Raw genomic sequence first — 26,839 nt, forward strand, 5'->3', positions numbered from 1 at the left:
GCGCGGGGCCGCGCCCGTCCCCGTCGCGCCCGGTTCGCTGTACCATCGCGGCTCCACCGCGTCACGAACAGCACAATCCTTCATGCCCTCCACCGCCCCGCCGCGCCTGTACGGGATGCCCGAACGCAGCGACCGGCTCGATTTCTACATCCGCGACCAGGCGTCGCGCCAGGCGATCACCGAGCCGCACCGGCACGCGTATTTCCAGATCCAGTTCAATCTCGGCGGCGACACCGAGCAGCGCATCGGCGGCGTCACGCGACCGTTTCCGCGCGGCGCGCTCGCGTTCGTGCTGCCGCACCGCGAGCACCTGATTCCGCACCCGGAAGGCGCGCATTTCATCGTGATCAACTTCAGCCAGGCGTTCCTGCGCGCCGATCTCGACGTCGATCCGCTCGATCTCGAGGACGTGCCCGCGCACCGCTTCCCCGAGCTGACGCCGTTCCGCTTCCAGGAGCACGTCGATTTCATCCTGACCGGCGATACGTACGACGAAGCGCGCCGCCTCGCGCTGTGCATGCTCGACGCCGATCGCGTGCGCACGTTCGGCTCGACCACGTTGCTGCGCGGCTACCTGCTGCAACTGATCGGGCTCGTCTGCACGCAGTACGCGGGCGCGCTCGACAAGCTCGCGCAACGCGGCGCCCAGCGCGCCGGCCGGCGCGACGCACTGGCCCGCGTGCTGCGCCACGTGCGGGCGAACCTGACCCGGGAGGACCTGACGCTCGCCGCGACCGCCGAAGCCGCGTTTCTGTCGCCGAACTACCTCGCGCACCTGGTGCGCAAGGAAACCGGCAGCACCTTCACCGATCTCGTGACCGAGCGCCGGATCGCGCTCGCGCAGTCGCTGCTGGCCCATACCAGCCGGCGCATCGCGGACATCGCACGCTCGGTCGGCTTTCGCGACGAAGGCTATTTCGCACGGCGCTTTCGTGCGCGGGTCGGCGTGTCGCCGAAGGCGTACCGCGACGCGAACGCCGCGCTGCCCGCCGCCGACGACGCGCAGCCGGCCGCCGACGCGTAGTTTTGTCCCGGTAAAACGCAGTTGCGTCGCATCCGCGCGCACGCGCGTCGGGTATCGTTGCACGCATGCCGGCCGACGCGCCGGTCGTCCGTCTTCCTACCGAACGAGGCCAATCCGATGTCCGCCTATGTCATCGACGCCGCTGAGCGTCCTTCCGTCGAAGTCGAACAGTCGTCCGCGCGCTTTCCGGTGCGCCGCGTCTTCTGCGTCGGCCGCAACTACGCCGACCACGCCCGCGAAATGGGCGCCGACCCCGACCGCGAACCGCCGTTCTTCTTCACGAAGCCGGCCGACGCGATCGTCCCGGCCAGCGGCACGGTCGCCTATCCGCCGCTGACGAACGACCTCCACCATGAAATCGAGCTGGTCGTCGCGATCGGCAAGGACGGCCGGTCGATCGACCCGGCCGACGCGCTGTCGCACGTGTGGGGCTACGGCGTCGGCGTCGACCTCACGCGCCGCGACCTGCAGGCCGAAGCGAAGAAGCTGAGCCGGCCGTGGGACTGGGCGAAGGGTTTCGACGCATCGGGCCCGGTGACCGCGCTGCGCGCGGCGACGGCCACCGGCCACCCGGCGACCGGCCGCATCTGGCTCGCGGTCAACGGCGACACGCGCCAGCAAGGCGACCTCGCCGACATGATCTGGCCCGTGCCCGACGTCATCGCGTACGTGTCGCGCTCGGTCGAGCTGAAGGCCGGCGACCTGATCTTCACCGGCACGCCGGCCGGCGTCGGCGCGCTGCAGCCGGGCGATCGCGTGACGGGCGGCGTCGACGGCATCGCGACGTTCGAATTCGTGGTCGGCGCGAAGCCGTAACGCGACATGCGCGGCGGCCGCGTGCCCGGGCCGCCGTACGAGATTCTGATGCCGGTCAGTCGTAGCGGCGCAGGAACGCGTCGGCGACGGCGGGCGGATTCAGCGCTTTCGCCGATGCGTTTTCCAGCGCCTCGGCCGCGTCGTCGTCGCTGATCGACACGAACAGCGTGATGGCCGCCCTGTCGTCGCCCGTGCCGAACACGCCGTCGCGATCGAGCAGCCGCAATGCCGAGATCATGTCGACGTGCAGTTGCCGGGAAAATTCGCTGAAGCGCGATTGGACGAACTGCGGGCTCAGCACTTCGTCGGCGAGCCTGCCGCAGATCGCGTTGAACGGCGACGCCTCGGCCGCCGCGTACGCCCATTCGGACACGCCCCACACGAACCACGGATCGTCGTCCGCCACCGCCTGTTGCGCGCGGATTCGGCGCAGCCCTTCGACAGAATTGGCGGCCGGCACCACCGTCATCGCGCCGCTGTCGGTGTACAGCGCAAACGCATAGAAATGCTCGTCCGGGTGCAACGCCCGCAGCGCCCTGAAGGTCGCCCTCGCGGCGTCGGCAATGTCCCGCTGGAAATCAGAAAAGTCGCTCATCGCATCCTCGTCCAGTCGCCCTTTGCGCTCGCCGGGACACGCGGCGCGCGGATCATGCGTCGTCTCCCGGCATGCGGCGGATTGTCCGTCATTCGGCCGCGCGCCGGTACCGGGGCGCACCCGCGCTCACCGCCCGGCGTCCTGCCCGTCGAACGCCCGCACGCACACGGCGGCCGCCAGCGCGATCGCCGCCGACAGCAGCATCATCGCGAGCGGCAGGTAGCCGGCATTGCGCGGGGTCAGCAGCGCGCCTGTCAGCGACGACAGCGCGGCGCCGCCGCCGATCGTCATCGCGCCGGCCAGCCCCGACGCGCTGCCTGCCAGCTCCGGGCGCACCGACACCGCGCCCGCATGGGCGCCTGGATTGCTCAGCCCGTTGCCGATGCCGACCAGCACGCACGGACCGAACCATGCGAGCGCGTGCGTCGCGCCGCCGGACACGAGCGCGAGGCCGGTCAGCGGACCCGCACACGCCGCGACCCGCCCGCACAGGATCGTCGTGGCCAGCGCGTAGCGGCGCGCGACCCGCGCGGCCAGCAAGCTGCCACCCACGAAACCGGCCGTGATCGTCCCCATGTAGAAGCCGATCTCCGCCGGCGCGATGCCGAACAGCGTTTTCGCGGCGAGCGGCGCGCCGGCCAGGAATGCATAGAACGTGCCCGTCGAAAACGCCATGCACAGCGCATAGGCCCAGAAACGGCGCGCACGCAGCAGCGCCGGATACGCACGAAGCTGCTGCGCGAAGCTCGACGGCCGGCGCGTATGGGTTTCGACGAGATCGAACGCGCACCAGCCGAACAGCGCGCTGCCGACCGCGCCGAGCAGCCAGAAGCTCGCGCGCCACCCGACCGTCTGATCGAGCACGCCGCCGAGCGTCGGGCCGAGCATCGGCGCGAACGCGGCGGCCATCGCCGCATAGCCGATCCGGCTCGCCGCGCGCGCCCCGCCGCCGGTATCGCGGATCGCCGCCATCGACACCGGATAGACCGACGTGATCGCCGCCTGCATCAGCCGGCAGCCGAGAAACACGCGAATATCGGTCGCCATCGCGCAGCCGAGCGAACCGAGCGCGAATATCGCGACGCTCGTCAGCACGATCGGCCGCCGCCCGAACCGGTCGGACAGCGGCCCCGTCACGCATTCGAGCGACGCGGCCACCGCCGCATAACCACCGAGCGACAGCGCGACGAGCGCATAGTCGGTGTGCAGGTCGCGCACGATCGCCGGCAGCGACGGCAGGAACAGGCTCAGCGGCAGCACCGACAACGCGCACAACAGGATCAACGTTGCGTGTCGCGGCGACGCCGGATCGGAAGCGGTCGACAGGTTCGATGACAAGCGGATGCCCTCCCGCGCACGGGCCGCACGGCCGTGCGCAACACAAAAAAAGCCCCCGAACGAGTCGGGGGCGCATGGGTGCCGGCGCGGTGCCGCTACCGGACCCTGCGCCTGTGGACTACTACGATGAAGCAAGCCGTTTTCATGCCGAGTGGCTCCTGAATGCGTGGCGGACCGCCAGCGATACCGGACGATGTTAGGCGGACGCTAGCAGCCGCGTCAACGCCCTACCGCACGCGCACCGAGACGAACTTCCGCGCGTTGTTGCGCTGGATCAGCACGGCGATCACGCTGCCGCCGCTCGCTTCGAGCGTCTGCACGTCGTCCGGCGTCTCCAGCAGCGTGTCGTTGAGTTCCAGCACGACGTCGCCGGGCAGGATGCCTGCGCGCGCGGCCGGGCCGTGCACCGCGTCCACCATCATCCCGATCGCGAGCCCCGTCGACCGACGCTCGGCGTCGCTCAGCGCGTGCATCGTCAGCCCGAGGCGATCGCCGCGGTCACCGCTGGCACCGCCGTCGCCGGGCTCGCCGGCGGCCGGCCCCGGCCCCGGCCGTCCAGCGGACTTAGGTGCGGCCATGCCGACCGTTGCGGCCGCGCTCATGCCCGCGTCGTCGGCGCCGGTGATCGTCAGCTTCACCGGCGCACGGTTGCGGATCACGCGCAGCGGCGCCTTTGCGCCGGGCAACAGCGCGGCGGCCAGGTCGTCCAGTTCCGCCGAGCGACCGATGGTCTTGTCGCCCATCTTCACGATCACGTCGCCGGGCTTCAGGCCCGCCGCGGCGGCCGGCGAGCCGGGCGCGACGCCGTTGACGAGCGCGCCTGCCGGACGCGGCAGCCCGAACGCCGCGGCCAGCCCGACGCCGACGTCCTGCACGTCCGCGCCCAGCGCATTGCCCGACGGCGCAGGCGCCTGGGCCTGCTGCGCCTGCTGTTGCGTCTGCATCTGCGCCTGCTGTTGCGCGCGCAACTGGGCGCGCATCCTTGCCGCGAATGCGATCGGGATGGCGAACGTCGTGCTTGCGTAGCGATCGGTGCCCGTATAGACCTGCACCGCGATGCCGATCACGTCGCCCGCGCGATTGAACACGGGACCGCCCGAGTTGTCCGGGTTCGGTGCGATGTCGGTCTCGAAGAACGGAAACGCGCTGCCGTCCGGCAACCGGCGCGACGTCGCGCTGACGATGCCGGCCGTGACCGTGTTGCCCGATCCGTCCGGCGCGCCGATCGTCATCACCGGTTCTCCCGCGCGGACCTTCGACGAATCGCCGACGCGCACGAACGGCAGCTTCGTCGCGTCGACGCGCAGCACGGCGACGTCGCTTTGCGGATCGACGGCCAGCACCGTCCCCTTGAATTCGCGGCGGTCGGTGAGCCGCACCGTCACGTCGGTCACCTCGTCGACCACGTGGGCGGACGTGAGAATCAGGCCGTCGGCGCTGACGATGAAGCCCGAGCCGCTGCCGGACACCGCACGCGGCGTATCGGACGCCGGCGCCGCCTGTGCGGGCGGCGCCGCACCGTGCCGGAAGAACGCGGCGAGCGGATCGTCGGGATCGAGGGCGGCAAAGGCCGGCCCGCCGGTTTGCGGATCGGGTGTGGCGGCCACGATGGTCACGACCGCCGGGCCGTAGCGCTCGACGATCGCCGGGAAATCGACCGGCATCGCGTAAGGCGCGGCGGGCGGCCGCACCTTCATCGCCGGTGGTGCGGCGTGCGGTGCGAGGGTGCCGGCAACGGCGGCGGGCGGCGGCCAACATCCGGCAAACACGCCCCCGATCAACGCGGTGCGAAGCACGGCGCGAGCAAGCGTCTGGCAAACCACGGTGCCACCTCCCCCGGCAGCCGCGACGCTACCCTGCGCGAGACGCGCAGGCGCCCGACAAGCACCGGTACACCCAACCATTTATAGCGCACGCGCCGGTTGGAACACACGAATCGAAACCCGTATGCCGGGAGGCGCCGTGGCGGCGGAACCGCGACGGCGTTCGTTTCGAACAAAGCGCGCGGTTCGTCAATCCGAATATCCACCACGCAGCGGTGCGCGTGCCGGCGTCAGCGTGACGGTCTGCGGGCAATCATCAGCCTGTCGCGCATCACCGACAGACAGCATGCGAAGCGCGGATGGTCCGTCATCGGTCCGCATCCGTCGACGAGCCGGCACCCGCTCCGTTCAGTGGCACGACAATACCGCCACCCCGCCGACGCCTTGCGTGTTCGGCAACGCAGCCGTGTAACCGACGGCGACCAGCGGCTGGGCCGCGTCATGTCCGACAACGATCGATTGAATCGTTGCGGGCCCGGTGGTCTTCAACACACCGTTCAACGGCACCTGCGTATATGTCAGCCCGTGTTGCGCACTTCCGAGCTGGATCGACAGGTTCAGCGTGGTGAGCATGCGCGTGACCGGATCCAGCATGGCCGAAGCCGAAACGAGCGTCCCATCCGCGCCGCCGTTGTTGCTCGCCACCGTGTCGGAGATTACCTGCGTACACGAAAGCGGAGCGCCCGTGGCGGGCAACGACAGCGGCGTGCCGACCGCGTAGTGCACGCCCTGCGCATCGGTATAGGTATTGCCGTCGGTGTCCATCGCGCGATTCCACCGGCCGATCGCCACATCGGTGCCGACGCCCTGGATCTCGGTCACGGCCCCGTGGTCGAGCCCGAGGCAGTCGGTCGCCGCCGCCGACGACGCCAGCGTCGTAAACGCGCCGCTTCCCTGCTGAACCAGGCTCGTCGCCGGCACATTGTCCGCCGTCATGTTGCGGTTCTTCGCCCACTCGCTCGGCAAATTCGGCACTACGAGCACCGCCAGTTGGCCGTTGTTCGCCGCAACCGGCGACGCCGCGCCCGAATAGCTGAAGCGGCCGTTCGGTCGGCAGGCCGTGGGTGCGGACGGCTGGGCAGGCGCGCCCGGCGCCGGCGTGGCGGGCGGCGTGACCGTCGGCGTTCCCGCCGTATCGTTGTTCGATGCGTTGCTGCCCGTTTTGGCCGCGCCACCGTCATCGCCGCCGCCACACGCCGCCAGCATCAACACCGTACTCGCCAGACCCACCAGACAGACTTGCTTGCCCCGCATGCTTTACCTCGTTTTCTCGTTGTAGAAACCATCATGACGCGCGCTCAGTTCGCGCCGTTGTCGTTTGCCGTACGCGCGGGCGCCATTCGCAGCGCATCCACCGACTTGACCAGCCCCCATGCGCCGACGCCGCCCAACGCGAGCGCGCCGAACCACCAGGACGTCGGCCAGATCTCGAGCAGGCTCTCCCTGGTGAGGACGAACGGCGATTTCAGTGCGACGATGACCACCGCGGTGTTGTAGCAGGCGTGAATCAACATTCCCGGCAACAACGATCGGGTAGCCGCATAGAGCTTTCCGATCAACAAACCGAGTCCGAATGCGAGCGCGAATTGATACACATTCAAGTGTGCGAGACCGAACACGGCGGCCGAATGCGCGATAGCCGTTCCCTCCGGGTACTGTCGCAAGAAGCTGCGCAGCATCACGCCGCGAAACAACATCTCTTCGAGTAGCGGCGCAATCACGCAGGTCAATACGATCAGGCCGAGTCCGCCATTCGCATAAACCTCGTCGGCGTCCTCCCGGCTTCCGCTCCACGGGAAAAACTGCCCGACGCCGACTTCAAGCACGCTCATCGCCACGAGCAATGCCGGTGTGATCAGCAAAACGGGCACGAGAAATCGCCTGATCGTCGTTCGCCAGGAATCCACGCTGTCGTGCAGCAGGCTACGGTAGGTCAATTTGCTGTGATGAAGCAGCACCGTAAATAAGAGCCCGTTCGCGAGCACCCTTCCGATGCTGGCGATCGCCATCGTCTGAAGCCCTGCGTTGCGGCCGAGCGACCAGATAATCGAGTTCGTCAAATACTCGACCAGGTTCAGCACGACGACGATAAAAAACGCTTCCAGCAGATTCGGGAAGCAATAGTGGCTTGAATCGGGTTTCATCTGGCTCTGTACGATGTCGCAGACGGCACACGCGGTGATTGCGCGCTCGGATGCCTGCGGCCGATCTCATCGGATCGGCATTTTTATTTATAGGAGCACATGGCCGATGCGACGCATCGCGACTTGCGCCGGCCTTCGTCCTCCACTATCCATTCATCATGAAAAAGTAACCGCTTGTCACAGGGCAGAATCGTCGCTCATGGCATGTGTCGTGGCAAGCGCCATTGACCATTCCTTACGATCGAAAAAGCAAGACTTTCGATTCACGTCGCGCGTTCAGGAAACTTCAATATCGGGATATCGGCCGATTTTTTAAAATATTGAATGTTTTGCTGACGGCGCAGCCTTTCGGTGTTTTAAAGCACCGGTTACTTGACGCACCAGTAACGCGCGGCGAATTCCTTGTTGATTGTCACCGAGACCGTCCCGTAAGCGCCGCGCGGCGGTTTGCCGTCGGTGCAGGCGGCGCTGTCCGATACCTCGTACGTGATATTGCCGCGCTTGAACGACCAGTCGGTGCTCACGCACGGATTCGTTCCGCCCGTGGTTTCCGTGCCGCCGCGCACGTCGACGTCCGGCTTCCCGTCGACCGGATGCGGCTTGTTCCATGCGCGGTAGCGCAATGCGCGATCCGCCGCGTGGTCGATCACGATGTGATGCTTGTCGGTATCGCAGACGAAGCCGTCGCGCGTCGGTTGCGCGTGAGCGGCGACGGTCGCCCACGACGTGCAGGCAATGACAGCGAACAGCAGGGATGGGCGGAGCGTCATCACGATCGGGCAGCAAGCAGTTGAAATCGCGAAACCATACCATCACGCGCCACCCGCGCCCACCCGCTCCGCGATCGTCGACACCATCCGCAACATCGGCTCGAACGCGTCGGCCGACGTATTGCCGAAGCCGAGCACGAGCCCGTTGCCGGCCCGCGCCGCATCGATCGCGAAACCCGACAGCGGAAACGGCCCGATGCCATGCGCGCGCGCCGCTTCGACGATCGCGCGATCGCGATAACGCGCCGGCAGCCGCAACGCGAGATGCAGCCCGCACGGGCCGCCCTCGACCTGATGCGGCACGCTCAGGCTGCTGTCGAGCGCGGCGAGCAGCAAACGCCGCCGGTCGCGATACAGCCGGCGCATCCGCCCGAGATGCCGGCCGTACTCGCCCGTCTCGATGAAATCGGCCAGCGCGAGCTGCACGTGGCGCGTCCCGCCGCGCAGCATCTCCGGCAGCGCCGGCCGCACGGCGGCCAGCAACGTGTCGGGCAGCACGAGAAAGCCGATCCGCAGCGCCGGAAACATCGTCTTGCTGAACGAACCGAGATAGACGACCGGCGAATCGGACGCGAGCCCCTGCATCGCGCCGATCGGCTCGCCGGTGTGACGGAATTCGCTGTCGTAGTCGTCCTCGATGATCCACGCGCGATGGCGGCGCGCCGCATCGATCAGCGCGAGCCGGCGCGAGATCGACAGCACGGCGCCGGTCGGGAACTGGTTCGACGGCGTCGTGTAGACGAGGCGCGGCGGTCGCTCGCGCCAGTCGTCCGGTTCCGCGCGCAGCCCTTCCGCGTCGACCGGCATCGGCACGACGTCGAGGTCCGCCGCCTGCATCGCGGTGCGCGCGCCGCGATAGCCGGGCTCCTCGACCCACACCGTATCGCCCGGATTCGTCAGCAACTGCGCGCACAGCGCGATCGCGCCCTGCGCGCCCTCGGTGATCACGATTTGCTCCGGGTCGCAGCGCACGCCGCGCGTGACGGCCAGATGGCGCGCGATCGATTCGCGCAACGCGGGCTCGCCGAGCGGATCGCCGTACGCCAGCAGGTCGCGGCCCGCGCGGCGCAACGCGCGGTCGATCGCGTGCCGCCACGCGTCCACCGGGAAATGCGACAGCGCGGGCACGCCCGGCCGGAAACCCTCCGATTCGCCGGTGCCGACGAGGCTCGGGCGAATCCGGCCAAGCCGCTGCGCGACGGCCGGCGGCGCCGCACGCCGGCGCGGCGGCGTGGGCCGCGACAGCCCGACGACCCGCGTGCCGCGACGGTCCGACTGCAGGAAGCCTTCGGCGACGAGCTGCTCGTACACGGCGGCCGTCGTATTGCGCGACACGCCGAGCGTTTCGGCCAGCGCGCGCGTGCCGGGCAGCCGCGTGCCGGCCGGCATCGCGCCGCCGAGAATCGCGTCGCGCACGCGGCGCAGCAACTGGCGCTGCAGCGAAGGCGCGCCGGGCGCGCGCGCCAGCGGCGCATCGAGCGGTAGCAACGGCGCGTCGGCGGAAGGAAAGGCAGTCGTCATCGGAACATTGCAGCGTGAAAGGCGGGAACGGGACGGATGGGCGGTGGCGCACCGGTAAGCGCTCATACGCCTGACGGCCACCGCTCATGGCACCATAAATTTGCCATACTCTGGCGCTTCTCATGGTACCTCGCCGGGACTACGATCGTCTGCATGCCGGCATGTCGCCGGCCGACAACCGAAGCGAGATCGACCTTGCCCACGCTCACCAACGCTTTCCAGCAGCCCATCGGCCACCCCGTTCCCGACTGGTCCGCGCGTCCGCGCCCCGAGCGCATCGCGCTCGAAGGCCGTTACTGCCGACTCGAACCGCTCGACGCCGAGCGCCACGCGGCCGACCTGTACGCCGCCTACGCGCAAGCGCCCGACGGCAGCGACTGGACCTATCTCGCGCACGGCCCGTACGCCGACGCGTCCAGCTACCGCGACTACGCGCGCGGCGCGCAGGCGAGCGCCGATCCGCTCCACTACACGGTGATCGATCGCGCCACGGGCCGCGCGGTCGGCACGCTCGCGCTGATGCGCATCGATCCGGCCAACGGCGTGATCGAGGTCGGCTCCGTCACGTTCTCGCCACTGCTCAAGCGCACGCCGGTGTCGACGGAAGCGCAGTTCCTGCTGATGAAGTATGCGTTCGACACGCTCGGCTACCGGCGCTACGAATGGAAGTGCGACGACCTGAACGCGCCGTCGCGCAAGGCGGCTGCGCGCCTCGGCTTCCGCTACGAAGGCACGTTCCGGCAGGCGATCGTCTACCGCAGCCGCAATCGCGACACCGCGTGGTTCTCGATCATCGACGGCGAATGGCCGGACGTCCGCGCCGCGTTCGACGCGTGGCTCGCCCCGGATAACTTCGACGCCGAAGGCAACCAGCGCCAGTCGCTCACCGCGATCCGCCACGCGCAAGCCGCCGCGCGCGATGCGGCCAGCCGCGCAAACGACGCCACGCGCGTCACGGTGCGCCCGCTCGTCGCCGCCGACGAAGCCGCGTGGCGTCCGCTGTGGCAGGGTTACCAGACGTTCTATGACACCGCGCTGAGCGGCGCGGTGTTCGCGACGACCTGGGCGCGCCTGATGGACCCGGCCGAGCCGATGTTCGTGCTCGGCGCGTTCGACGCGTCCGGTGCGATGGTCGGGATCGTGCATGCGATCTACCACCGCTCGTGCTGGACGGAAGGGCCGTACTGCTACCTGCAGGACCTGTACACGGCGCCCGACGCGCGCGGGCAAGGCGCGGGCGGCGCGCTGATCGAGGCCGTGTACGAACGGGCCCGCGAAGCCGGCGCGAGCCGCGTGTACTGGCTCACGCACGAAACCAACACGACCGCACGTGCGCTGTACGACAAGCTCGCGAACAACGCCGGGTTCATCCAGTACCGGCACGATCTGAAGAAGTAACGTCGTCGCCCGGACGGCGTGCGTCGCCGTCCTCCGGCGCGCCATCACACGCCGAACCGTCCATACCCGACACCGCTGCCGGGTGGATCATCTCGTCGCCATTGGCCGGCACGGGCCGCCGCACCGGCCGGAACACCGGCTCGCCCGGCTCGATCGTCTGCCCCGAGAGCGCGCAGCGACCGGGCTGCAACGCGACGCGCAGGCGCCAGCGCTGCTCGCCGTAATGACAGCGGCCGCTCTCGACCCATCGCACCAGCAGTGCATCGTCGCCCGCCTCCAGTACCGTGACGAACAGTTGCGGGCGCAACGGCGACGCCGCGGCCGTCGCGTGCGCCGGAATCGGCGCGAGCGGATGCGCGACCACGCCGTCGCGCGACGGCGGCGCATCGTCTCCGTCGAGCGTGGACGCGAGCACATCGCACGATCGGTCTTCTTCGCAGATCAGGCTTTCCATGATGTCGAGCATGCTTGACGGATTTCCGTGCAGGTGGACCGACGCAGGCGCAGCACTCAGCGCCGCCCCATCGGTTCGCGCCGCAGGAACAGACCGATCGCCGCGCCGGCAGCCGCGCGACGGCGGCATGGCGGCATGGCGGCATCGGCCGCGACCGGCGCTTCGGTCATCGTCACCGCCATCGAAGCGGCAGCGTGCAACGGGATGCCTGACGCGAGCGCAATCGGACTGCCGCACATGATACAAATTGAAGTTAACTTCAAGTAAAGGGGTAGCGTGCGCAACGATCCGTTTCGGCGATGACGACAATGGCCGGCGCGACGCCCGACGGCGTCCTGATTTAAGCTGTTGGCCTCGCCCCCCGACAACGCTGCGCACCTACGCATGCCGACCGCCTCCCCCGCACCGGCCACGCTGTTTCCGCTCGACGAGGCCTGGTCCGCCTTCCCGCGCCGCAAGGCGGCCGTACGCGCGTTCATCGCCGGATACTGCGCCGCGCGCGACCGGCGCGATGCGCCGCTGCACGACGGCCCGGACGGCCATGTCGTGCAGTTCGACGACGCGATGGGCCGGCCGTTCGAGCATTTCATGATCGAGGGTGCGCCCGTCGCCGGCGCCGGCCCGTTTGCCGTCGGCGCGTGGATCACGCGCTACGGCGCGGCCCCGCTGCCGCCCGCACTGCACGGCAGGACGCGCCGGCTGACCGACGAGCACTTCATGGCCGCCGATATCGACGGGCTGTCCGGCGACGACGCGCTCGCGCGAGCACTCGCCTGCGACACGCCGGACGCCATCGCGGCGTTCAACGCCAGCGGCGTCTTCCCGCCGTTCCAGCCGAATCCGGCCGCGGTCCTGTTCGCGCACCGCATCGACGGCCAGATCGCGGCCACCGCGCGCTATGGTTTCGCGTCGCCGCGCGATATCGTCGTCGACCGCGTCGGGACGGCGGACGCATACCGGCGTCGCGGCCTGGCGACGCAGCTGCTCGCCGCGATCGTCGCGCACGCGCGGCACCGCGGTGCGCAGCGCGTATGGCTCATCTCGACCGAAGCCGGCCAGCCGCTGTACCGCGCTGCGGGATTCACGGCGCTCGCGACGGTTGCCGTCGACGAAGTGCTCGCCTGACTGCGGATCGAGCAACGCTGCCCGTGGCGGTTCGTCTCGCGATTCGTCTCATTGCGCTGAGACGAACGTCCCGGCGTCTCACTCGACTCGCCGCTCGCTATCGCAGCAAATTCGACCCACCATTTCTTCCGAACCTTTACCGGACGGCGAAAAGCGACATGGTGCAGTGCGCGTACCGGCATCTTCCGACCGCCACGCACAGCCCCGATTCACGCTGGCCCCGTTCCTGCATACCGGTCGATCGCGCAATCGCGCGACGGGCGCACCGGCAGCGTTGCCGCACGCCCGACGACAACCTGACGGAGACAGCAACGTGAGTACACCGGCATCGATCACCCCGCCCAGCATGAAAGCCGCCGTCTGGCATGGCCGCCACGACATCCGCGTCGAACAGGTTCCCGTTCCGGAGCGCCCGCCCACAGGCTGGGTCACGATCCGCGTGCACTGGTGCGGCATCTGCGGCTCCGACCTGCACGAATACGTCGCCGGGCCGGTGTTCATCCCGGTCGACGCGCCGCATCCGCTGACCGGCCTGAAAGGCCAGTGCATCCTCGGCCACGAGTTCAGCGGCGAGATCGCCGAACTCGGTGCGGGCGTGTCGGGCTTCGCGGTCGGCGACCGCGTGACGGCCGACGCGTGCCAGCATTGCGGCACCTGCTGGTACTGTCGGCACGGGCTGTACAACATCTGCGAGAACCTCGCGTTCACCGGGCTGATGAACAACGGCGCGTTCGCCGAATACGTGAACGTGCCGGCCGAACTGCTGTACAAGCTGCCCGATAATTTCCCGACCGAGGCCGGCGCGCTGATCGAACCGCTCGCGGTCGGGCTGCATGCGGTGAAGAAAGCCGGCAACATCGTCGGGCAGACCGTCGTCGTGGTCGGCGCGGGCACGATCGGCCTGTGCACGATCATGTGCGCGAAGGCCGCGGGCGCGGGGCGCGTGATCGCGCTGGAGATGTCGGCCGCGCGCAAGCAGAAGGCGCTGGAGGTCGGCGCGAGCGTCGTGATCGATCCGAAGACGTCCGACGCGATCGCGGAAGTCAGGGCACTGACGGGCGGCTACGGCGCCGACGTGTCGTTCGAGTGCATCGGCCACACGACCACCGCGAAGCTCGCGATCGACGTGATCCGCAAGGCCGGCAAGTCGGTGATGGTCGGCATCTTCGAGGAACCGGCGCCGTTCAACTTCTTCGACATCGTGTCGACCGAGAAGGAAGTGATCGGCTCGCTCGCGTACAACGGCGAATTCGCGGACGTGATCCGCTTCATCGCGGACGGCCGCATCGACGTGCAGCCGCTGATCACCGGACGCATCGCGCTCGGCGACATCGTCACGCGCGGCTTCGAGGAACTGGTCAACCACAAGGACCGCAACGTGAAGATCATCGTCCAGCCGGCCGTCTCCTGACCGCACGGCCTGCGCGGCCGCGGCATCGATTCACGCCGCGCCGCGCAGGCTCGCGTACCGCCAATGCATCCCGATCGACGACGTGCCGCGACACGACACGACACCACGCCACGGCGCGATCGTGCAGGACGCCCCCGGCCCTGCTGCCGCGTGCGCCGATCAATCCGCCGGCCGCCGCACGCGAGTCCGGCGGATCGCCGTCGCGGCAGGCGACACCGCAACCGCGCACGATTCTTCGATATACTGGGCCGAACCCTTTTCGGGGCAACAAGGGCAACGGCGCCTTTCGCGCGTCCGCCCCGACCTGCGTGGACAAGCGCACCGTGAAACCGCGAGCCGGACTGATTCTCGAACTCTTCGTCAACCTCGTGCTGCCCTGGGTGGCCTATCGGGTCGCGCATCCGTATTTCGGCGAAACCGGCGCGCTGTACGCGTCGGCGGTTCCGCCGATCGTCTGGTCGATCGTCGAATTCATCCGCTCGCGCCGTGTCGACGCGGTGGCGGCCATCGTGCTGCTCGGCATCACGCTGTCGATCGTCGGGATGGCGTTCGGCGGCAGCCCGCGCACGCTGCTGATGCGCGAATCGATCGGGTCGGGCACGATCGGCATCGTGTTCCTGCTGTCGCTGTTCCGCGAACGCCCGCTGATCTACTATCTGGCCCGCGCCACCGTGGCCCGCGAGATGGACGGCGGCGCCGCACACTTCGAAGCCGTCTGGGACGCGCAGCCGGGCCTGCGGCAGATGCTGCGGCTGATGACGTTCGTGTGGGGCGCCATCATGACGATCGAGATGCTGCTGCGCTGGTGGATGGTCGTCAACTGGCCGGTCGAGCGCGTGCTCGTCGTGTCGCCGGTCATGGGCTATACGGTGTTTGCCTGCCTGCTGCTGTGGACGTTCTGGTACCGACGGCGGATGCGCGTGCGCAACAGCGTCGACATCCCCGGCCGCAGCGGCGTCACCGAGACGGCCGGCCGCTGACACGCGGCTGGCCCGTTGCCCGGCGGCATGTCACGGCGCCTGCTGTATGATGCGCGGCGTCTCGTCCGCCGATTCGTTTCCCGTCATGTCCCTTTCGCTCCTTCCGTGTGCCACGATCTGGATCGCCCTGTTCGCGGCCGCCGCATTCGCATGGCATCGCCCGCTGCACGGCCTGAGCATCGGCCTCGCCGCGCTCGGCTATGCGGGCGCGCTGGCGTTCGGCCAGCTTGCGCCGATCACGCTGGCGCCGTTCGCGCTGCTGATCGCGGCCGGCTGGGGCGTGCTGCCCGGGCGCCCGCTCGCGGTGCGCATCGCCGCGCACGTCGTCTTTGCCGCGCTCGCGATCGCGCTGAGCCTGCACCTGATTCCCGGCTTCCATAATCCGCGCGTGATCGGGCCGATCCGCTTCACGCCGGACGCCGTGCCGTTCACGATGTACCTGAATTTCGACAAGCCGCTCGTCGGCCTGTGGCTGCTGTGGATGCTGCCGTGGGTCGCCCCCGACGTCGCGCTGTCGCGCGCGCTGCGCACCGGCGTCGTGGCGGCCGTCGCGACGGCTGCCGCGTGCCTGGTCGGCGCGCTCGCGTTCGGGATGGTCGGCTGGGCGCCCAAATGGCCGCCGTCCGGCTGGCTGTGGCTCGCGAACAACCTGTTGCTGGTGACGCTCGCCGAGGAAGCGCTGTTCCGCGGCTACGTGCAAGGCGGGCTGACCCGCGTGCTCCGCGCCTGGTCATGGGGCCCGTGGGTCGCGCTCGCGGCCGGCGCGGTGCTGTTCGGCGCCGCGCATGCGGCCGGCGGCTGGCCATGGATCGTGCTGGGCACGGTGGCCGGCGTCGGCTACGGGCTCGCGTGGCGGCGCGGCGGCCTGCTCGCCGCCGCGCTCGCGCATGCGGGGCTGAACGTCGTGCACTTCGGCCTGTTCACCTATCCAATGCTCGCTACCGCGCGGTGATCGCGCCGACGCCTGTGTCGCCCGCGCCGCCGCTCAGTTGAACCCGGCCACCGCGTGCGGCACGTACGGGCGTTCGAGCGTGGCGATCTCGTCGTCGGTCAGCTTCAGCGCGAGCGCGCCGAGCGCATCGTCCAGTTGCCGCGGCTTCGAAATGCCGACGATCGGCGCGGTCACGCCGCGCTTTTGCGCGACCCACGCGAGCGCGACCTGCGCCCGCGGCACGTTGCGCGCGGCGGCGATCGCCGCGACGGCCTCGACGACCGCCTTGTCGGCGTCGGCCGTCGCGTCGTACAGCCGCTGGCCAACGTCGTCCTTCTGCTGCCGTTCCGACGACTCGTCCCAGTTGCGCGTCAGGCGCCCGCGTGCGAGCGGGCTCCACGGGATCACCGCGATGCGTTCGTCCTCGCACAGCGGCAGCATTTCGCGCTCTTCCTCGCGATACAGCAGGTTCAGGTGGTTCTGCATGCTGACGAAGCGGGTCCAGCCGTTCTGCTTGGACGTGTGCAACGCCTTAGCGAACTGCCACGCGAACATCGACGACGCGCCGATATAGCGCGCCTTGCCGGCCTTCACGACGTCGTGCAGCGCCTCGAGCGTCTCCTCGATCGGCGTGCCGTAGTCCCAGCGGTGAATCTGGTAGAGGTCGACGTAGTCGGTGCCGAGCCGCTTCAGGCTCTGGTCGATGTCGGTCATGATCGCCTTGCGCGACAGGCCGGCGCCGTTCGGCCCCGGCCGCATCCGGTAGAACACCTTCGTCGCGATCACGACGTCGTCGCGCTTCGTGAAATCGCGCAGCGCGCGGCCGACGATCTCCTCGGACGTCCCGTCCGAATACATGTTCGCGGTGTCGAAGAAGTTGATGCCGGCCTCGACCGCGCGCTGGATGATCGGGCGGCTTTCCGCTTCCGGCAGCGTCCACGGGTGCGTGCCGCGCAACGGCTCGCCGAATGTCATGCAGCCCAGCACCAGCTTCGACACATCCAGCCCGGTCGACCCGAATTTCACGTATTCCATTGCACGCCTCGCCACTCAAGTTGGGGGTTGCGGCCGGATGCGCGCCGCGCATCCGCCAGACGTTGCATGGTATCCCGCATGCCGCGAACGCGTATGACCGCGCGCCGCATGCAGGCTGCGTGAAAGGACGGACCTCGAAGGACGAACCGGAAGGCCCCGGTTACTTGGCCTGGTCGGCGATCGGCTGCAGGAACGCGGAGAAGCCGGTCAGCATGATCTGCACGCCGATGCACAGCAGCAGGAACGCCGACACGCGCTTCGCGACCTTGGTCCCTTCGCTACCGAGGTAGCGCGCGAGCAGCGCGGAGCGGCTGTAGACCTGCCAGATCACGAGCGCGACGAGCACGGACACGGCGATCGACACGATGCTCGACAGCATGAATTCCGACAGCTTGTGCGTGCGGTTCGCGTTCAGCGCGATCGCGGTCGCGATCGAGCCGGGGCCGACCGTCAGCGGCACCGTCAACGGGAAGAACGCGCGCGTCATGATCGCGTTCGCGTCGATCGGCTTGACCGGCGTGTCGCCGCCACCCGGACCGTCCGGTTCGTTCAGCATCTGCCAGCCGGCGACGGCAACCGCGAAGCCGCCGCCGATCCGCAGCGCTTCCATCGAGATCCCGAAGAAATGCAGCACCGGCGTGCCGGCGAAGAACGCGACCATCAGCACGACGAACGCATTGAACGCGACCTTCCGCGCGAGCAGATCCCGTTCGTGCGCGGTAAGCGCCTCGGTTCGTTCGAGAAACAGGAACGCGATACCGATCGGATTGATGATGCCGATCAGGCCGGTAAAGCCGAACAGGATCTCGGAGACAAGGCGATTGACGATCATCGTGCGAAGCATCGGTCGGGACGGGGCCGGCAGCGCGCCGGGGGTCACGCATTGTAGTGCAAGCGCCCGCGCCCGAGATGCAAAATGCGGCCGGCCCGGTTCCGCCGTCGATCGTCGTGAAAGTTCGTCGCGCGGCCTTATTCGGTGCCCGTCTCCCACGCCGGCGGCCGCTTCGCGAAGAAGGCCGCGAAGCCTTCCTTCGCCTCCGGCGTCGCCCGCACGCGGGAGATCGTCTGCGCGGTGAATGCCGTGCGTTCGTCCGACGGCGGATACTCGCCGATCGCATCGAAAAAGCGCTTGATCTCCATCAGCGCGTGCGGGCCGTTGCGGCCGAGTTCCGAAAGCGTCCGCTCGAGTGCGTCGTCGAGCGCATCGAGCGGCACGGCCTGATGGATCAGGCCGATCGCGACGGCCTCGGCGGCCGCGAGCTGCGTCGCGGTCAACGCAAGCCGGCGCGCCTGACGCTGGCCGACCGCCTCGACCAGATACGGGCCGATCACGGCCGGCAGGATTCCGAAGCGCGCCTCACTGACCGAAAAACGCGCGTGGTCGCTCGCAATCACGATATCGCACGCCGCGCACAGGCCCACGCCGCCGCCGAACGCGTGGCCCTGCACGCGTGCGACCGTCGGTTTCGGGCACTGCCGGATCGCGCGCATCATCGCGGCGAACCGCTCGGCGTCACGCAGGTTCGCGGCGGCGTCGTTCGCGCTCGCGCGCTGCATCCACTGCAGGTCGGCGCCCGCGCAAAATGCGCGGCCATCCGAACGCAGCACGATCGCGCGTACGTCGTCGCGCCGGCCGAGCGTCGCGAACGCGTCGGTCAGCTCCGCGATCATCGTCTCGTCGAACGCGTTCAGCACGTCGCCGCGCTGCAGCGCGACGGTCGCGATGCCGCGCGCATCGACCGCGACGGCCAGGGTCTTCAATTCATCCATCGAACAGGTTTCCTCGGGTAGAACGGCACACATCGACATCAGGCGGCCTGGCGGCGATCGATCACGCGCCGCGCCTTGCCGGTCGCGGTCGCGGGGATACCACCGGCCGCCAGCACCGTCACGCCGGACGACACGCCGACCATCGTCTTGATCCGGTGCTGCAGCTCGCGCGCGAGCGCCGCGCGATCGCCATCGGTGACCGATGCCACCGCCTCGGAGCGCAATTCGACCGCGAGGTCGAGCCGGTCCATGTGACCGTCGCGCGACAGCGTGATCTGGAACTGGCCCGACAACTGCGGCAGCGCGACGACGATTTCCTCGATCTGGCTCGGGAACACGTTCACGCCGCGCACGATCAGCATGTCGTCGGAGCGGCCCGTGATCTTTGCGAGCCGGCGCATCGCGCGCGCGGTCGGCGGCAGCAGCGCGGTGAGATCGCGCGTGCGGTAGCGGATCACCGGCATCGCCTCCTTCGTCAGCGACGTGAACACGAGCTCGCCCTGGCTGCCGTCGGGCAGCACTTCGCCGGTGACGGGATCGATGATCTCCGGGTAGAAATGGTCTTCCCAGATCACCGGGCCATCCTTCGTCTCCACGCATTCGCACGCGACGCCCGGGCCCATCACTTCCGACAACCCGTAGATGTCGAGCGCGTCGATGCCCACGCGCGTCTCGACTTCATTGCGCAGCGCTTGCGTCCACGGCTCGGCGCCGAAGATGCCGATCTTCAGCGACGATTCGGCCGGGTCCATCCCCTGCCGCACCATCTCGTCGATCAGGTTCAGCATGTACGACGGCGTGACGAGGATGATCTTCGGCTCGAAATCGCGAATCAGCTGCACCTGCTTCTCGGTCTGCCCGCCGGACATCGGCACGACCATGCAGCCGAGCCGCTCCGCGCCGTAGTGAATCCCGAGGCCGCCGGTGAACAGGCCGTAGCCGAACGCGTTGTGCAGCGTATCGCCCGGGCGGCCGCCGGCCGCGCGGATCGAGCGCGCGGTCACGTTCGCCCACGTGTCGATGTCGCGCGCCGTGTAGCCGACCACGGTCGGCTTGCCCGTCGTGCCGCTCGATGCATGCACGCGCACGACCTGCTCGCGCGGCACCGCGAAGAGGCCGAACGGATAGTTGTCGCGCAGGTCGCTCTTGGTCGAGAACGGGAATTTCGCGAGATCGGCGAGCGACTTCAGGTCGTCCGGATGCACGCCCGCCGCATCGAACGTGCGCCGATAGTGCGGGACGTTGTCGTACGCGTGGCGCAGCGACCACTTGAGGCGCTCGAGCTGCAGCGCCTGCAGTTCGTCGCGGCTGGCGGTCTCGATCGGCTCGAGGGCGGCGGCGGGATGCGTCGGGTGAGTCATCGGGGTACTCCTCCAATGGAGTGATGTCGTTGTCGTGTTCGAGGTGACGCGGTGGTCACGATCGGAACGTGCGGCCGGCCGCGTGCAGCGCGGCAAGACGCGGCGACACGCGATAGCGGTCCTCGCCGTAGCTCGCCGCCAGGTTCGACAGCACGCGATGCACGCGGCCGATGCCGATCGCATCGGCCCATGCGAGCGGGCCGCACGGGTAGTTCACGCCCTTCTCCATCGCGAGATCGAGATCGGCCGGCGAGCACACGCCCTGGTTCACCGTGTCGGCCGCCTCGTTCGCGAGCATCGCGACGGTGCGCATCGCGACCATCCCCGGCACGTCCGCGATGCCGACGACGCGAAAGCCCGCGTGCTGGAACAGGCCGACCGCGTCCGCATACGCGGCGTCGCTGCACTGGAGCGCGCGCGTCAGCGCGACGAGCCCCGCCTGCGCGTAATCGCGCGCCAGGTCGACGAGCACGAGATCCGCCACGCCCGTCCGGGCGGCGCGCGCGGTCGCCGTACGGCCGTCGGTCAACGCGATCGACGCGCGGCCGGCCACGGCGAGCAGCGCGTCGGCATGCGCGTCGTGGCGCCGCGCGGTCGCGATGCGTTCGACGAAGCGCGCATGCAGCGCGGCGGCCGGGCCGTCCTGCGCGAACAGCGCGACGTCGGCCGGCGCGTCACGTGCAGGTTCGAGGTCGGGCGCGGGCGGCGTCGCGCCGTCCGCATACGAGTAGAAGCCGCGCCCGGACTTGCGCCCGAGAAAGCCCGCGTTCACGAGCTCCTGCTGGATCAGCGACGGCGTGTAGCGCGGATCGTTGAAGTACGCGCGGAACACCGACTCGGTCACCGCGAAGTTCACGTCGTGACCGATCAGGTCCATCAGCTCGAACGGCCCCATCCGGAAGCCGCCCGCTTCGCGCATCACCGCGTCGATCGTGGCCGGCGCGCCGCCCTGTTCGTTCAGCACGCGCAGCGCCTCCGCGTAATACGGCCGCGCGACGCGGTTCACGATGAAGCCCGGCGTCGATTTCGCCATCACCGGTTGCTTGCCCCACGCGGCGGCGGTCGCATGCAGCATCCGCGCGACCTCGGGCGCGGTCGCGAGCCCGCAGACCACCTCGACGAGCGCCATCAGCGGCGCCGGGTTGAAGAAATGCAGGCCGGCGACGCGTTGCGGCACGCGCAGCCCGGCCGCGATCGACGTGATCGAGATCGACGACGTGTTGGTCGCCAGCACGCAGGCGTCGTCGACATGACGCTCGAGCGTCGCGAAGATTTCGCGCTTCACGTCGAGCCGTTCGGCCGCCGCCTCGACGATCAGCGCGGCGCCCGCGAAATCGGCCAGCGTGCGCACCGCGCGAATTCGGTTGCCGGCCGCGTCGGCCTGCGCCGGTTCGAGCCTGCCCTTCTCCGCGAGCCGCGCGAACTGCGCGCGGATGCCCGCCAGCGCCTTGTCGCAGGCCGCTTCGTTCAGGTCGTACAGCAGCACCGGATGGCCGGCCGCGGCCGCGACCTGCGCAATGCCCGCCCCCATCGCGCCGGCGCCGATCACGCCGACGACGGCCGACGGCGCCAGCGCGCCCGAATTCACCGAATGTGCAGAGGAAACAGCCATCGCTTGCGATCCGTCATGAAGTGGAAGTGCGAGCGATTATAAACCGACCGGTCGGTAGATTTATGTCAGGGCGAGCCCGAATGTGTCGTGCAAGACACCGTTACGGAAGCTGCAACGACAAAAAATCGACAGGCCGGGGCACTTTTTGTAAACCGAAAGGTCAATGTAATGATTCGAATATGAGATAGTGCCCCCTGATCGCCTGATAAAATTCGACAAATCGCCGGATTCCAGGGGAAACGCGTGTCGCGACATCACCGCCGTCCGTCGCTCCCTTTCGGGGTCGAATCGCGGCTCCGGCCCGCGCGTCGCCACGTGATGTTCGTCGCGCTGTCAGCGGGCAACCGCATCGAATCGTTTCATCCCGCGACGGGCTTCGGCCCGCCCGCGCCGTCGCCGCCTCGCGGCAGCGAACCCAGGGCGGCACCGCTGCGTGCCGCCACCCATCGGTTTCATCGTCCTCGTTCGGCGGATAGTACGGCCGGGCTTCGTCAACCCGTGACGGCGCGTCGCGCGCCGCCACTCGCATAAGGAATCCCTCATGCCGCTCTCGTCCAACCAGCTCCCGCGCTGGACCCTCTGGGCCCCGCTTGCCGCGTGGCTGGTACTCGCGCTGTCGCGCGTCGTGCCGGCCGAAGGCCTCGTCATCGCCGTGTTCGCCGCCGCGCTGGCCGGCGCCGTGTTCGCCGCCGTCCATCATGCGGAAGTCGTCGCGCACCGCGTCGGCGAACCGTTCGGCACGCTGGTGCTCGCGGTCGCCGTGACCGTCATCGAGGTCGCGCTGATCGTGTCGGTGATGCTCGGCGCCGGCCCGGAAAAATCGGGCCTCGCCCGCGACACCGTGTACGCCGCCGTGATGATCATCTGTAACGGCATCGTCGGCATCTGCCTGCTGGTCGGCGCATGGAAGCACGGCGAACAGGACTTCCAGGGGCGCGGCGCGAGCAAGGCGCTCGCGGTGCTCGCGTCGCTGTCGGTGCTGTCGCTCGTGATGCCGAACTACCTGAGCGCCGCGCCCGGCCCGTTCTTCTCGAAATCGCAGCTCGCGTTCGCCGGCGTCGCGTCGCTCGTGCTGTATGGCGCGTTCGTGTTCGTGCAGACCGTGCGCCACCGCGACTACTTCCTCGCCGCGCACGACAGCGCGGACGAAGCGGTGCATGCCGCCGCACCGAGCAACCGCACCGCGATCATCAGCATGGTGCTGCTGTTCGCGAGCCTCGTCGCGGTCGTGCTGCTCGCGAAGCTGCTGTCGCCGGCCGTCGAGCATGCGGTGCTGAAGCTCGGCGCGCCCGAAGCCGCGGTCGGTATCGTGATCGCCGCGCTCGTGCTGCTGCCGGAAGGGCTCGCGGCCGTCACCGCCGCGCGTGCGAACCGCCTGCAGACCAGCATGAACCTCGCGCTCGGTTCGGCCCTCGCGAGCATCGGGCTCACGATCCCGACCGTCGCCGCCGTATTCATCTGGGTCGGCCAGCCGCTCACGCTCGGGATCGGCGCGATGGAAACGGTCCTGCTGGCGCTCACGCTGCTGGTCAGCACGCTCACGCTGAGCCAGGGACGCACGACGGTGCTGCACGGCGTCGTGCACGTCGCGCTGTTCGCCGCTTATCTGTTCCTGTCGTTCACGCACTGACGTCCCGATGCGCGCGGCCCGGCGAATCCTCTCCGCCGGGCCGCGTGCACGTCTTCCCGTCCCTTCCGCCCTCCTTCGCTTCACGCCGCCGTCACCGGGTCGCAATCGCACAATGCGTCCGGATCGACAGCGCGTTACGTCGCGTCATCGCGCCGCGTATCGGCGTGGAATCCGTAGAGCGCAGCCGCGTTGTCCACCAGGATTGCGCGAGCCGTCGCGTCGTCGGCCGCGCAATCGCGCAGCCAGCCGAGCAGGCGCGCATCGTCGGGCACCGGCGATGCGTTCGGGTGCGGCCAGTTGCTGCCCCACACGCAGCGCGCCGAATGGCCGCGCGCGAGCACGGCGGCAAGACGCGCGACGTCGTCGTAGCCCGGCGCGCCGGATCGCGACGTCTCGTACGGCGCGGACAGCTTCACCCATGCGTGGCCGCGATCGAGCAGGCGGCGCAGTGCGAGGAAGGACGGCGCATCCGGTGCGACGGGCGTCAGGAATTTGCCCGTGTGATCGATCACCACGCGCGCCGGCAGCCGCGATAGCGCGTGTTCGATATCGCACAGCGTGCGACCGTCGAACTGCAGATCGATATGCCAGTCGAGCGGCGCGATCCGTGCGGCCATCCGCTCCAGATCGCCCCATTGCGCGGTGCCGCCCGCCAGCATCATGAACCGCACGCCGCGCATGCCGGCGGCATGCAGACGTTCCAGCTCGGCGTCCGGCACGTCGACCGGCAACGTCGCGACGCCACGCGAGCGCGAACCGAACGCGGCCAATGCGTCGAGCGTGCAGCGGTTGTCGAAGCCATAGCCGGTCGGCTGCACGACGACCACACGCGTGAGGCCGAGCGCCCGCTGCATGCGCCGATATGCATCCACCGGCGCATGGGGCGGCCGAAACGTCGCCGTCGGCGCGAGCGGATACGCATCGTCGTAGATATGGATATGGCAATCGCACGCATCCGGGAACCGCATGCCGTCTGCCCCGTCGCGCGTCATTGCAGCCCCTGGCCGACGGATGCGCTCGACCTGCGCCAGCGCGCGAGCCGCGTTGCCTGCATGGCGTTGACCGCGCCGTTCGGCACCCGTCCATCGAGCAGCGCGGCAAGCTGGTCGACCGTCTCCAGCGCCTGGTGTTCGATCGCCGGCAGCGTCAGTCCGCCGATGTGCGGGGTCGCGATGACGCGCGGATGCGCGGCAAGCGCGGGAGGCGGCATCTGGTCCGCCGCGCGGCCGACGTCCAGCGCGCAGCCGGCGAGCCGGCCGCCGTCGAGCGCGTCCGCAAGCGCCTGCTCGTCGACGAGTTCGCCACGCGACGCATTGATGAAATACGCGCCCGGCTTCATCGCGGCGAATGCCGCCGCATCGATCAGGTTCGCGGTGGCCGGCGTGGCCGGCGCAAGGCAGACGACGTAATCCGCGTCGCGCAGCAACGTTGCGAAATCGACCTGTTCAAGCGGCGGCGAGTCGATCCGCACGTAAGGATCGCTGACGAGCACACGCATCCCGAGCGCCGTCGCGATCGGTGCGAGATGACGCGCGATCTGCCCGTAGCCGATCAGGCCAAGCGTGCTGGCGCGCAGTTCGCGCCCCATCCTCGGCACCGGCGGTGCACCACGATGGTAGGCATCCGCGTAACCGCCGATTCCGCGCGCGAGGTCGATCATCGCGCCGACGACCCACTCGGCGACGGCCGGCCCGAAGCCGGGGCTCGCCTGCGTGACCAGCACGCCGAACGCGCTCGCCGCGGCGACGTCGATCGTGCGGATGTCGACCGCGCAACGCAGGAACGCGGCGAGTGCGGGCAGCCCCGCGAACAGTCCGCGAGGCGCGGGGGTCTGCCGGTACGCGATGATCGCGTCGCATCCCTGCGCGGCGGCAATCAGTTCGTCCGTACCGAGTTCGCGATCGTGCGGGTTGCAGGTGACGTCCGCGAGCGCGCCCAGCGCGCGCAACGCCTTGGCGCCGAAGTAGTGGTCGATCATCCCGGTCGGATGCGTGACGTAGACGCGCGTCATGCTTGACCTCCGCTCGTACCGGCCGCATCCGGCGGCGGCGGCGCGACCGATGCGCGCTCGACGAGCGTCACGTCCGCGAACACGCATTGCCCCGGTGCGGACGGCGCGTCGCCCTCCTGCCGCATCACGCGCCGCACCATCTCGCCGGCCATTTCGGTGACCGGCAGTTGCACCGTGGTCAGCGCCGGCCACGAGATCGCCGACAGGAAATGACCGTCCATCCCGATGACGGACACGTCGTCCGGCACCCGCAGCCCGCCGTCGCGCAGCCCGGCCATCAGACCGAGCGCGAACAGGTCGTTGACCGCGACGATACCGGTCGGCCGCGCCGGATCGGCCGCGAGCTCGGCGCCGAGCGCACGCCCGACATCGACGATCACCGAGTCGCCGTATTCGTTCGCGGGGCCGCCGTCGAGCACGCGGGCCTGCATGGCGCCGCCCGCCTCGCTTGCCGCGGCGAAAAACCCGCGGATCTTGTCGCTGCGGCTCACGGTGATGCCGGCCACGGTCGCGAACGCGAGCCGCGTATGACCCGCGTCGACGAGGCGGCGCGTCGCGAGCCGCGCGGCCGCCTCGTTGTCGGCCGTCACGTGATCGACCTTCGATTGCTCGCCGGGCGTCGCGCGACGGTCGTAGCTGACGACCGTCATCCCGCGTTCGGCCGCGCGCTCGAGGTGGCTTTCGTCGGCGAGCGACGAGATCACGATCACGCGCCGCACGCCATGCGCGTAGAGATCGTCGAAGAACGACGCCTCCTTGCGCGCATCGCGGTACGTGTTGCCGATCAGCACGCGATGACCATACCGTTCCTGCGCGCAGGCCTCGACTTCGCGTGCGATGTAGCCGTACATCGGGTTCGCCATCGACGGCACCAGCAGCCCGACGAGCGGCGTCTGCCCCGTCTTGAGCTGGCGCGCGAGCGTGCTCGGCCGGTACTGCAGCGCATCCATCGCCGCCTTCACGCGCTCGAGCGTTGCCGGCTTCATCTGGTCGGTGCGTCCGTTGAGCACGTTCGAAACCGTGCTGACCGAAACGGCCGCATGACGGGCCACGTCCTGAATCGTACTCATGTCGTCTTGCATGGAACGGG

At 69.1% G+C, this 26,839-nt stretch carries 25 protein-coding genes; 8 read left to right on the top strand and 17 right to left on the bottom strand.

From position 1 onward, the window contains the following. Positions 1-82 precede the first annotated feature (82 nt). Positions 83-1,024 (top strand): helix-turn-helix transcriptional regulator, encoded by a 942-nt coding sequence (locus JYG37_RS20970; protein WP_050012750.1) that lies wholly within the window; start codon positions 83-85, stop codon positions 1,022-1,024. A gap of 117 nt (positions 1,025-1,141) precedes the next feature. Further along, positions 1,142-1,840 (top strand): fumarylacetoacetate hydrolase family protein, encoded by a 699-nt coding sequence (locus tag JYG37_RS20975; RefSeq protein WP_050012751.1) that lies wholly within the window; start codon positions 1,142-1,144, stop codon positions 1,838-1,840. 55 nt (positions 1,841-1,895) lie between these two features. Here JYG37_RS20975 and JYG37_RS20980 read toward each other — a convergent pair whose 3' ends face one another. The 7 genes from JYG37_RS20980 to pdxR form a co-directional block, all read right to left on the bottom strand. After that, positions 1,896-2,435 (bottom strand): DUF4303 domain-containing protein, encoded by a 540-nt coding sequence (locus JYG37_RS20980; protein WP_124639582.1) that lies wholly within the window; start codon positions 2,433-2,435, stop codon positions 1,896-1,898. Between the two features lie 126 nt (positions 2,436-2,561). After that, positions 2,562-3,773: an MFS transporter gene (locus JYG37_RS20985; RefSeq protein WP_050012753.1), complete on the bottom strand. Its 1,212-nt coding sequence runs from the start codon at positions 3,771-3,773 to the stop codon at positions 2,562-2,564. 227 nt (positions 3,774-4,000) lie between these two features. Continuing rightward, complete coding sequence (locus JYG37_RS20990) at positions 4,001-5,596, bottom strand: trypsin-like peptidase domain-containing protein (protein ID WP_179233170.1); 1,596 nt, start codon at positions 5,594-5,596, stop codon at positions 4,001-4,003. A gap of 348 nt (positions 5,597-5,944) precedes the next feature. Further along, positions 5,945-6,850, bottom strand: coding sequence for a hypothetical protein (locus tag JYG37_RS20995; RefSeq protein ID WP_050012755.1), 906 nt, complete (start codon positions 6,848-6,850; stop codon positions 5,945-5,947). A gap of 44 nt (positions 6,851-6,894) precedes the next feature. Further along, positions 6,895-7,740: a CPBP family intramembrane glutamic endopeptidase gene (locus JYG37_RS21000; protein WP_050012756.1), complete on the bottom strand. Its 846-nt coding sequence runs from the start codon at positions 7,738-7,740 to the stop codon at positions 6,895-6,897. A 368-nt stretch (positions 7,741-8,108) separates the two neighbouring features. Then, on the bottom strand, positions 8,109-8,510 hold the full coding sequence (locus tag JYG37_RS21005; RefSeq protein ID WP_239468975.1) for a hypothetical protein: 402 nt from the start codon (positions 8,508-8,510) through the stop codon (positions 8,109-8,111). A gap of 42 nt (positions 8,511-8,552) precedes the next feature. After that, positions 8,553-10,031, bottom strand: a complete 1,479-nt coding sequence (gene pdxR / locus JYG37_RS21010; RefSeq protein WP_050012757.1) for a MocR-like pyridoxine biosynthesis transcription factor PdxR — start codon at positions 10,029-10,031, stop codon at positions 8,553-8,555. Positions 10,032-10,226: 195 nt separating this feature from the next. On the opposite strand from pdxR, the gene JYG37_RS21015 reads away from it, so the two are divergent. Continuing rightward, entirely contained in the window at positions 10,227-11,429 is a 1,203-nt protein-coding gene (locus JYG37_RS21015; protein ID WP_050012758.1) for a GNAT family N-acetyltransferase, read from the top strand. Here the strand turns inward: JYG37_RS21015 and JYG37_RS21020 are convergent. Both JYG37_RS21020 and JYG37_RS21025 read right to left on the bottom strand, forming a co-directional pair. After that, positions 11,398-11,895 (bottom strand): DUF3331 domain-containing protein, encoded by a 498-nt coding sequence (locus JYG37_RS21020; protein WP_089489419.1) that lies wholly within the window; start codon positions 11,893-11,895, stop codon positions 11,398-11,400. The genes JYG37_RS21015 and JYG37_RS21020 overlap by 32 nt on opposite strands. A 44-nt stretch (positions 11,896-11,939) precedes the next feature. Then, complete coding sequence (locus JYG37_RS21025; RefSeq protein ID WP_213346325.1) at positions 11,940-12,167, bottom strand: hypothetical protein; 228 nt, start codon at positions 12,165-12,167, stop codon at positions 11,940-11,942. A 100-nt stretch (positions 12,168-12,267) separates the two neighbouring features. On the opposite strand from JYG37_RS21025, the gene JYG37_RS21030 reads away from it, so the two are divergent. The 4 genes from JYG37_RS21030 to JYG37_RS21045 all read left to right on the top strand — a co-directional run bounded on the left by JYG37_RS21030 (position 12,268) and on the right by JYG37_RS21045 (position 16,351). Then, entirely contained in the window at positions 12,268-13,008 is a 741-nt protein-coding gene (locus JYG37_RS21030) for a GNAT family N-acetyltransferase (RefSeq protein WP_089489420.1), read from the top strand. A gap of 346 nt (positions 13,009-13,354) precedes the next feature. After that, positions 13,355-14,419 (top strand): 2,3-butanediol dehydrogenase, encoded by a 1,065-nt coding sequence (locus JYG37_RS21035; protein WP_213346633.1) that lies wholly within the window; start codon positions 13,355-13,357, stop codon positions 14,417-14,419. Between the two features lie 323 nt (positions 14,420-14,742). Continuing rightward, positions 14,743-15,399 (top strand): VC0807 family protein, encoded by a 657-nt coding sequence (locus tag JYG37_RS21040; protein ID WP_050012762.1) that lies wholly within the window; start codon positions 14,743-14,745, stop codon positions 15,397-15,399. A gap of 85 nt (positions 15,400-15,484) precedes the next feature. Beyond that, positions 15,485-16,351: a CPBP family intramembrane glutamic endopeptidase gene (locus JYG37_RS21045; protein WP_050012870.1), complete on the top strand. Its 867-nt coding sequence runs from the start codon at positions 15,485-15,487 to the stop codon at positions 16,349-16,351. 33 nt (positions 16,352-16,384) lie between these two features. On the opposite strand, the gene JYG37_RS21050 is transcribed toward JYG37_RS21045, so the two are convergent. The 5 genes from JYG37_RS21050 to JYG37_RS21070 form a co-directional block, all read right to left on the bottom strand. Then, complete coding sequence (locus JYG37_RS21050; protein WP_050012763.1) at positions 16,385-17,365, bottom strand: aldo/keto reductase; 981 nt, start codon at positions 17,363-17,365, stop codon at positions 16,385-16,387. A gap of 160 nt (positions 17,366-17,525) precedes the next feature. Further along, positions 17,526-18,197: a MarC family protein gene (locus JYG37_RS21055; protein WP_027780810.1), complete on the bottom strand. Its 672-nt coding sequence runs from the start codon at positions 18,195-18,197 to the stop codon at positions 17,526-17,528. Between the two features lie 137 nt (positions 18,198-18,334). Next, positions 18,335-19,135: an enoyl-CoA hydratase-related protein gene (locus JYG37_RS21060; RefSeq protein WP_050012764.1), complete on the bottom strand. Its 801-nt coding sequence runs from the start codon at positions 19,133-19,135 to the stop codon at positions 18,335-18,337. A gap of 38 nt (positions 19,136-19,173) precedes the next feature. Then, positions 19,174-20,496 (bottom strand): phenylacetate--CoA ligase PaaK, encoded by a 1,323-nt coding sequence (gene paaK / locus JYG37_RS21065; RefSeq protein ID WP_089489422.1) that lies wholly within the window; start codon positions 20,494-20,496, stop codon positions 19,174-19,176. A 55-nt stretch (positions 20,497-20,551) separates the two neighbouring features. Beyond that, positions 20,552-22,108, bottom strand: coding sequence for a 3-hydroxyacyl-CoA dehydrogenase (locus JYG37_RS21070; RefSeq protein WP_213346326.1), 1,557 nt, complete (start codon positions 22,106-22,108; stop codon positions 20,552-20,554). A gap of 541 nt (positions 22,109-22,649) precedes the next feature. On the opposite strand from JYG37_RS21070, the gene JYG37_RS21075 reads away from it, so the two are divergent. Further along, positions 22,650-23,738 (top strand): calcium:cation antiporter, encoded by a 1,089-nt coding sequence (locus JYG37_RS21075; protein ID WP_124631091.1) that lies wholly within the window; start codon positions 22,650-22,652, stop codon positions 23,736-23,738. Between the two features lie 134 nt (positions 23,739-23,872). On the opposite strand, the gene JYG37_RS21080 is transcribed toward JYG37_RS21075, so the two are convergent. The 3 genes from JYG37_RS21080 to JYG37_RS21090 are packed head-to-tail and all read right to left on the bottom strand — an operon-like array spanning position 23,873 to position 26,831. Then, positions 23,873-24,730: an amidohydrolase family protein gene (locus JYG37_RS21080; protein WP_050012768.1), complete on the bottom strand. Its 858-nt coding sequence runs from the start codon at positions 24,728-24,730 to the stop codon at positions 23,873-23,875. Continuing rightward, positions 24,727-25,749, bottom strand: coding sequence for an NAD(P)-dependent oxidoreductase (locus tag JYG37_RS21085; protein WP_050012769.1), 1,023 nt, complete (start codon positions 25,747-25,749; stop codon positions 24,727-24,729). Before JYG37_RS21085 ends, JYG37_RS21080 begins: the two co-directional genes overlap by 4 nt. After that, entirely contained in the window at positions 25,746-26,831 is a 1,086-nt protein-coding gene (locus JYG37_RS21090; protein WP_050012770.1) for a LacI family DNA-binding transcriptional regulator, read from the bottom strand. Before JYG37_RS21090 ends, JYG37_RS21085 begins: the two co-directional genes overlap by 4 nt. Positions 26,832-26,839 lie beyond the last annotated feature (8 nt).

The sequence above is a fragment of the Burkholderia sp. LAS2 genome, assembly GCF_018417615.1.
Lineage (GTDB): Bacteria > Pseudomonadota > Gammaproteobacteria > Burkholderiales > Burkholderiaceae > Burkholderia > Burkholderia sola.

What these genes read in the sequence shown, in the direction of transcription:
- JYG37_RS21000 (WP_050012756.1), bottom strand. Translation starts at nt 7,740, where the DNA reads ATGAAACCCGATTCAAGCCACTATTGCTTCCCGAATCTGCTGGAAGCG.
- pdxR (WP_050012757.1), bottom strand. Translation starts at nt 10,031, where the DNA reads ATGACGACTGCCTTTCCTTCCGCCGACGCGCCGTTGCTACCGCTCGAT.
- JYG37_RS21085 (WP_050012769.1), bottom strand. Translation starts at nt 25,749, where the DNA reads ATGACGCGCGTCTACGTCACGCATCCGACCGGGATGATCGACCACTAC.
- JYG37_RS21075 (WP_124631091.1), top strand. Translation starts at nt 22,650, where the DNA reads ATGCCGCTCTCGTCCAACCAGCTCCCGCGCTGGACCCTCTGGGCCCCG.
- JYG37_RS21080 (WP_050012768.1), bottom strand. Translation starts at nt 24,730, where the DNA reads ATGACGCGCGACGGGGCAGACGGCATGCGGTTCCCGGATGCGTGCGAT.
- JYG37_RS21020 (WP_089489419.1), bottom strand. Translation starts at nt 11,895, where the DNA reads ATGCTCGACATCATGGAAAGCCTGATCTGCGAAGAAGACCGATCGTGC.
- JYG37_RS20970 (WP_050012750.1), top strand. Translation starts at nt 83, where the DNA reads ATGCCCTCCACCGCCCCGCCGCGCCTGTACGGGATGCCCGAACGCAGC.
- JYG37_RS21050 (WP_050012763.1), bottom strand. Translation starts at nt 17,365, where the DNA reads ATGGAATACGTGAAATTCGGGTCGACCGGGCTGGATGTGTCGAAGCTG.
- JYG37_RS21055 (WP_027780810.1), bottom strand. Translation starts at nt 18,197, where the DNA reads ATGATCGTCAATCGCCTTGTCTCCGAGATCCTGTTCGGCTTTACCGGC.
- JYG37_RS21060 (WP_050012764.1), bottom strand. Translation starts at nt 19,135, where the DNA reads ATGGATGAATTGAAGACCCTGGCCGTCGCGGTCGATGCGCGCGGCATC.
- JYG37_RS21005 (WP_239468975.1), bottom strand. Translation starts at nt 8,510, where the DNA reads ATGACGCTCCGCCCATCCCTGCTGTTCGCTGTCATTGCCTGCACGTCG.
- JYG37_RS21070 (WP_213346326.1), bottom strand. Translation starts at nt 22,108, where the DNA reads ATGGCTGTTTCCTCTGCACATTCGGTGAATTCGGGCGCGCTGGCGCCG.
- JYG37_RS21045 (WP_050012870.1), top strand. Translation starts at nt 15,485, where the DNA reads ATGTCCCTTTCGCTCCTTCCGTGTGCCACGATCTGGATCGCCCTGTTC.
- JYG37_RS20995 (WP_050012755.1), bottom strand. Translation starts at nt 6,850, where the DNA reads ATGCGGGGCAAGCAAGTCTGTCTGGTGGGTCTGGCGAGTACGGTGTTG.
- JYG37_RS21090 (WP_050012770.1), bottom strand. Translation starts at nt 26,831, where the DNA reads ATGCAAGACGACATGAGTACGATTCAGGACGTGGCCCGTCATGCGGCC.
- paaK (WP_089489422.1), bottom strand. Translation starts at nt 20,496, where the DNA reads ATGACTCACCCGACGCATCCCGCCGCCGCCCTCGAGCCGATCGAGACC.
- JYG37_RS20975 (WP_050012751.1), top strand. Translation starts at nt 1,142, where the DNA reads ATGTCCGCCTATGTCATCGACGCCGCTGAGCGTCCTTCCGTCGAAGTC.
- JYG37_RS21030 (WP_089489420.1), top strand. Translation starts at nt 12,268, where the DNA reads ATGCCGACCGCCTCCCCCGCACCGGCCACGCTGTTTCCGCTCGACGAG.
- JYG37_RS20980 (WP_124639582.1), bottom strand. Translation starts at nt 2,435, where the DNA reads ATGAGCGACTTTTCTGATTTCCAGCGGGACATTGCCGACGCCGCGAGG.
- JYG37_RS21035 (WP_213346633.1), top strand. Translation starts at nt 13,355, where the DNA reads ATGAAAGCCGCCGTCTGGCATGGCCGCCACGACATCCGCGTCGAACAG.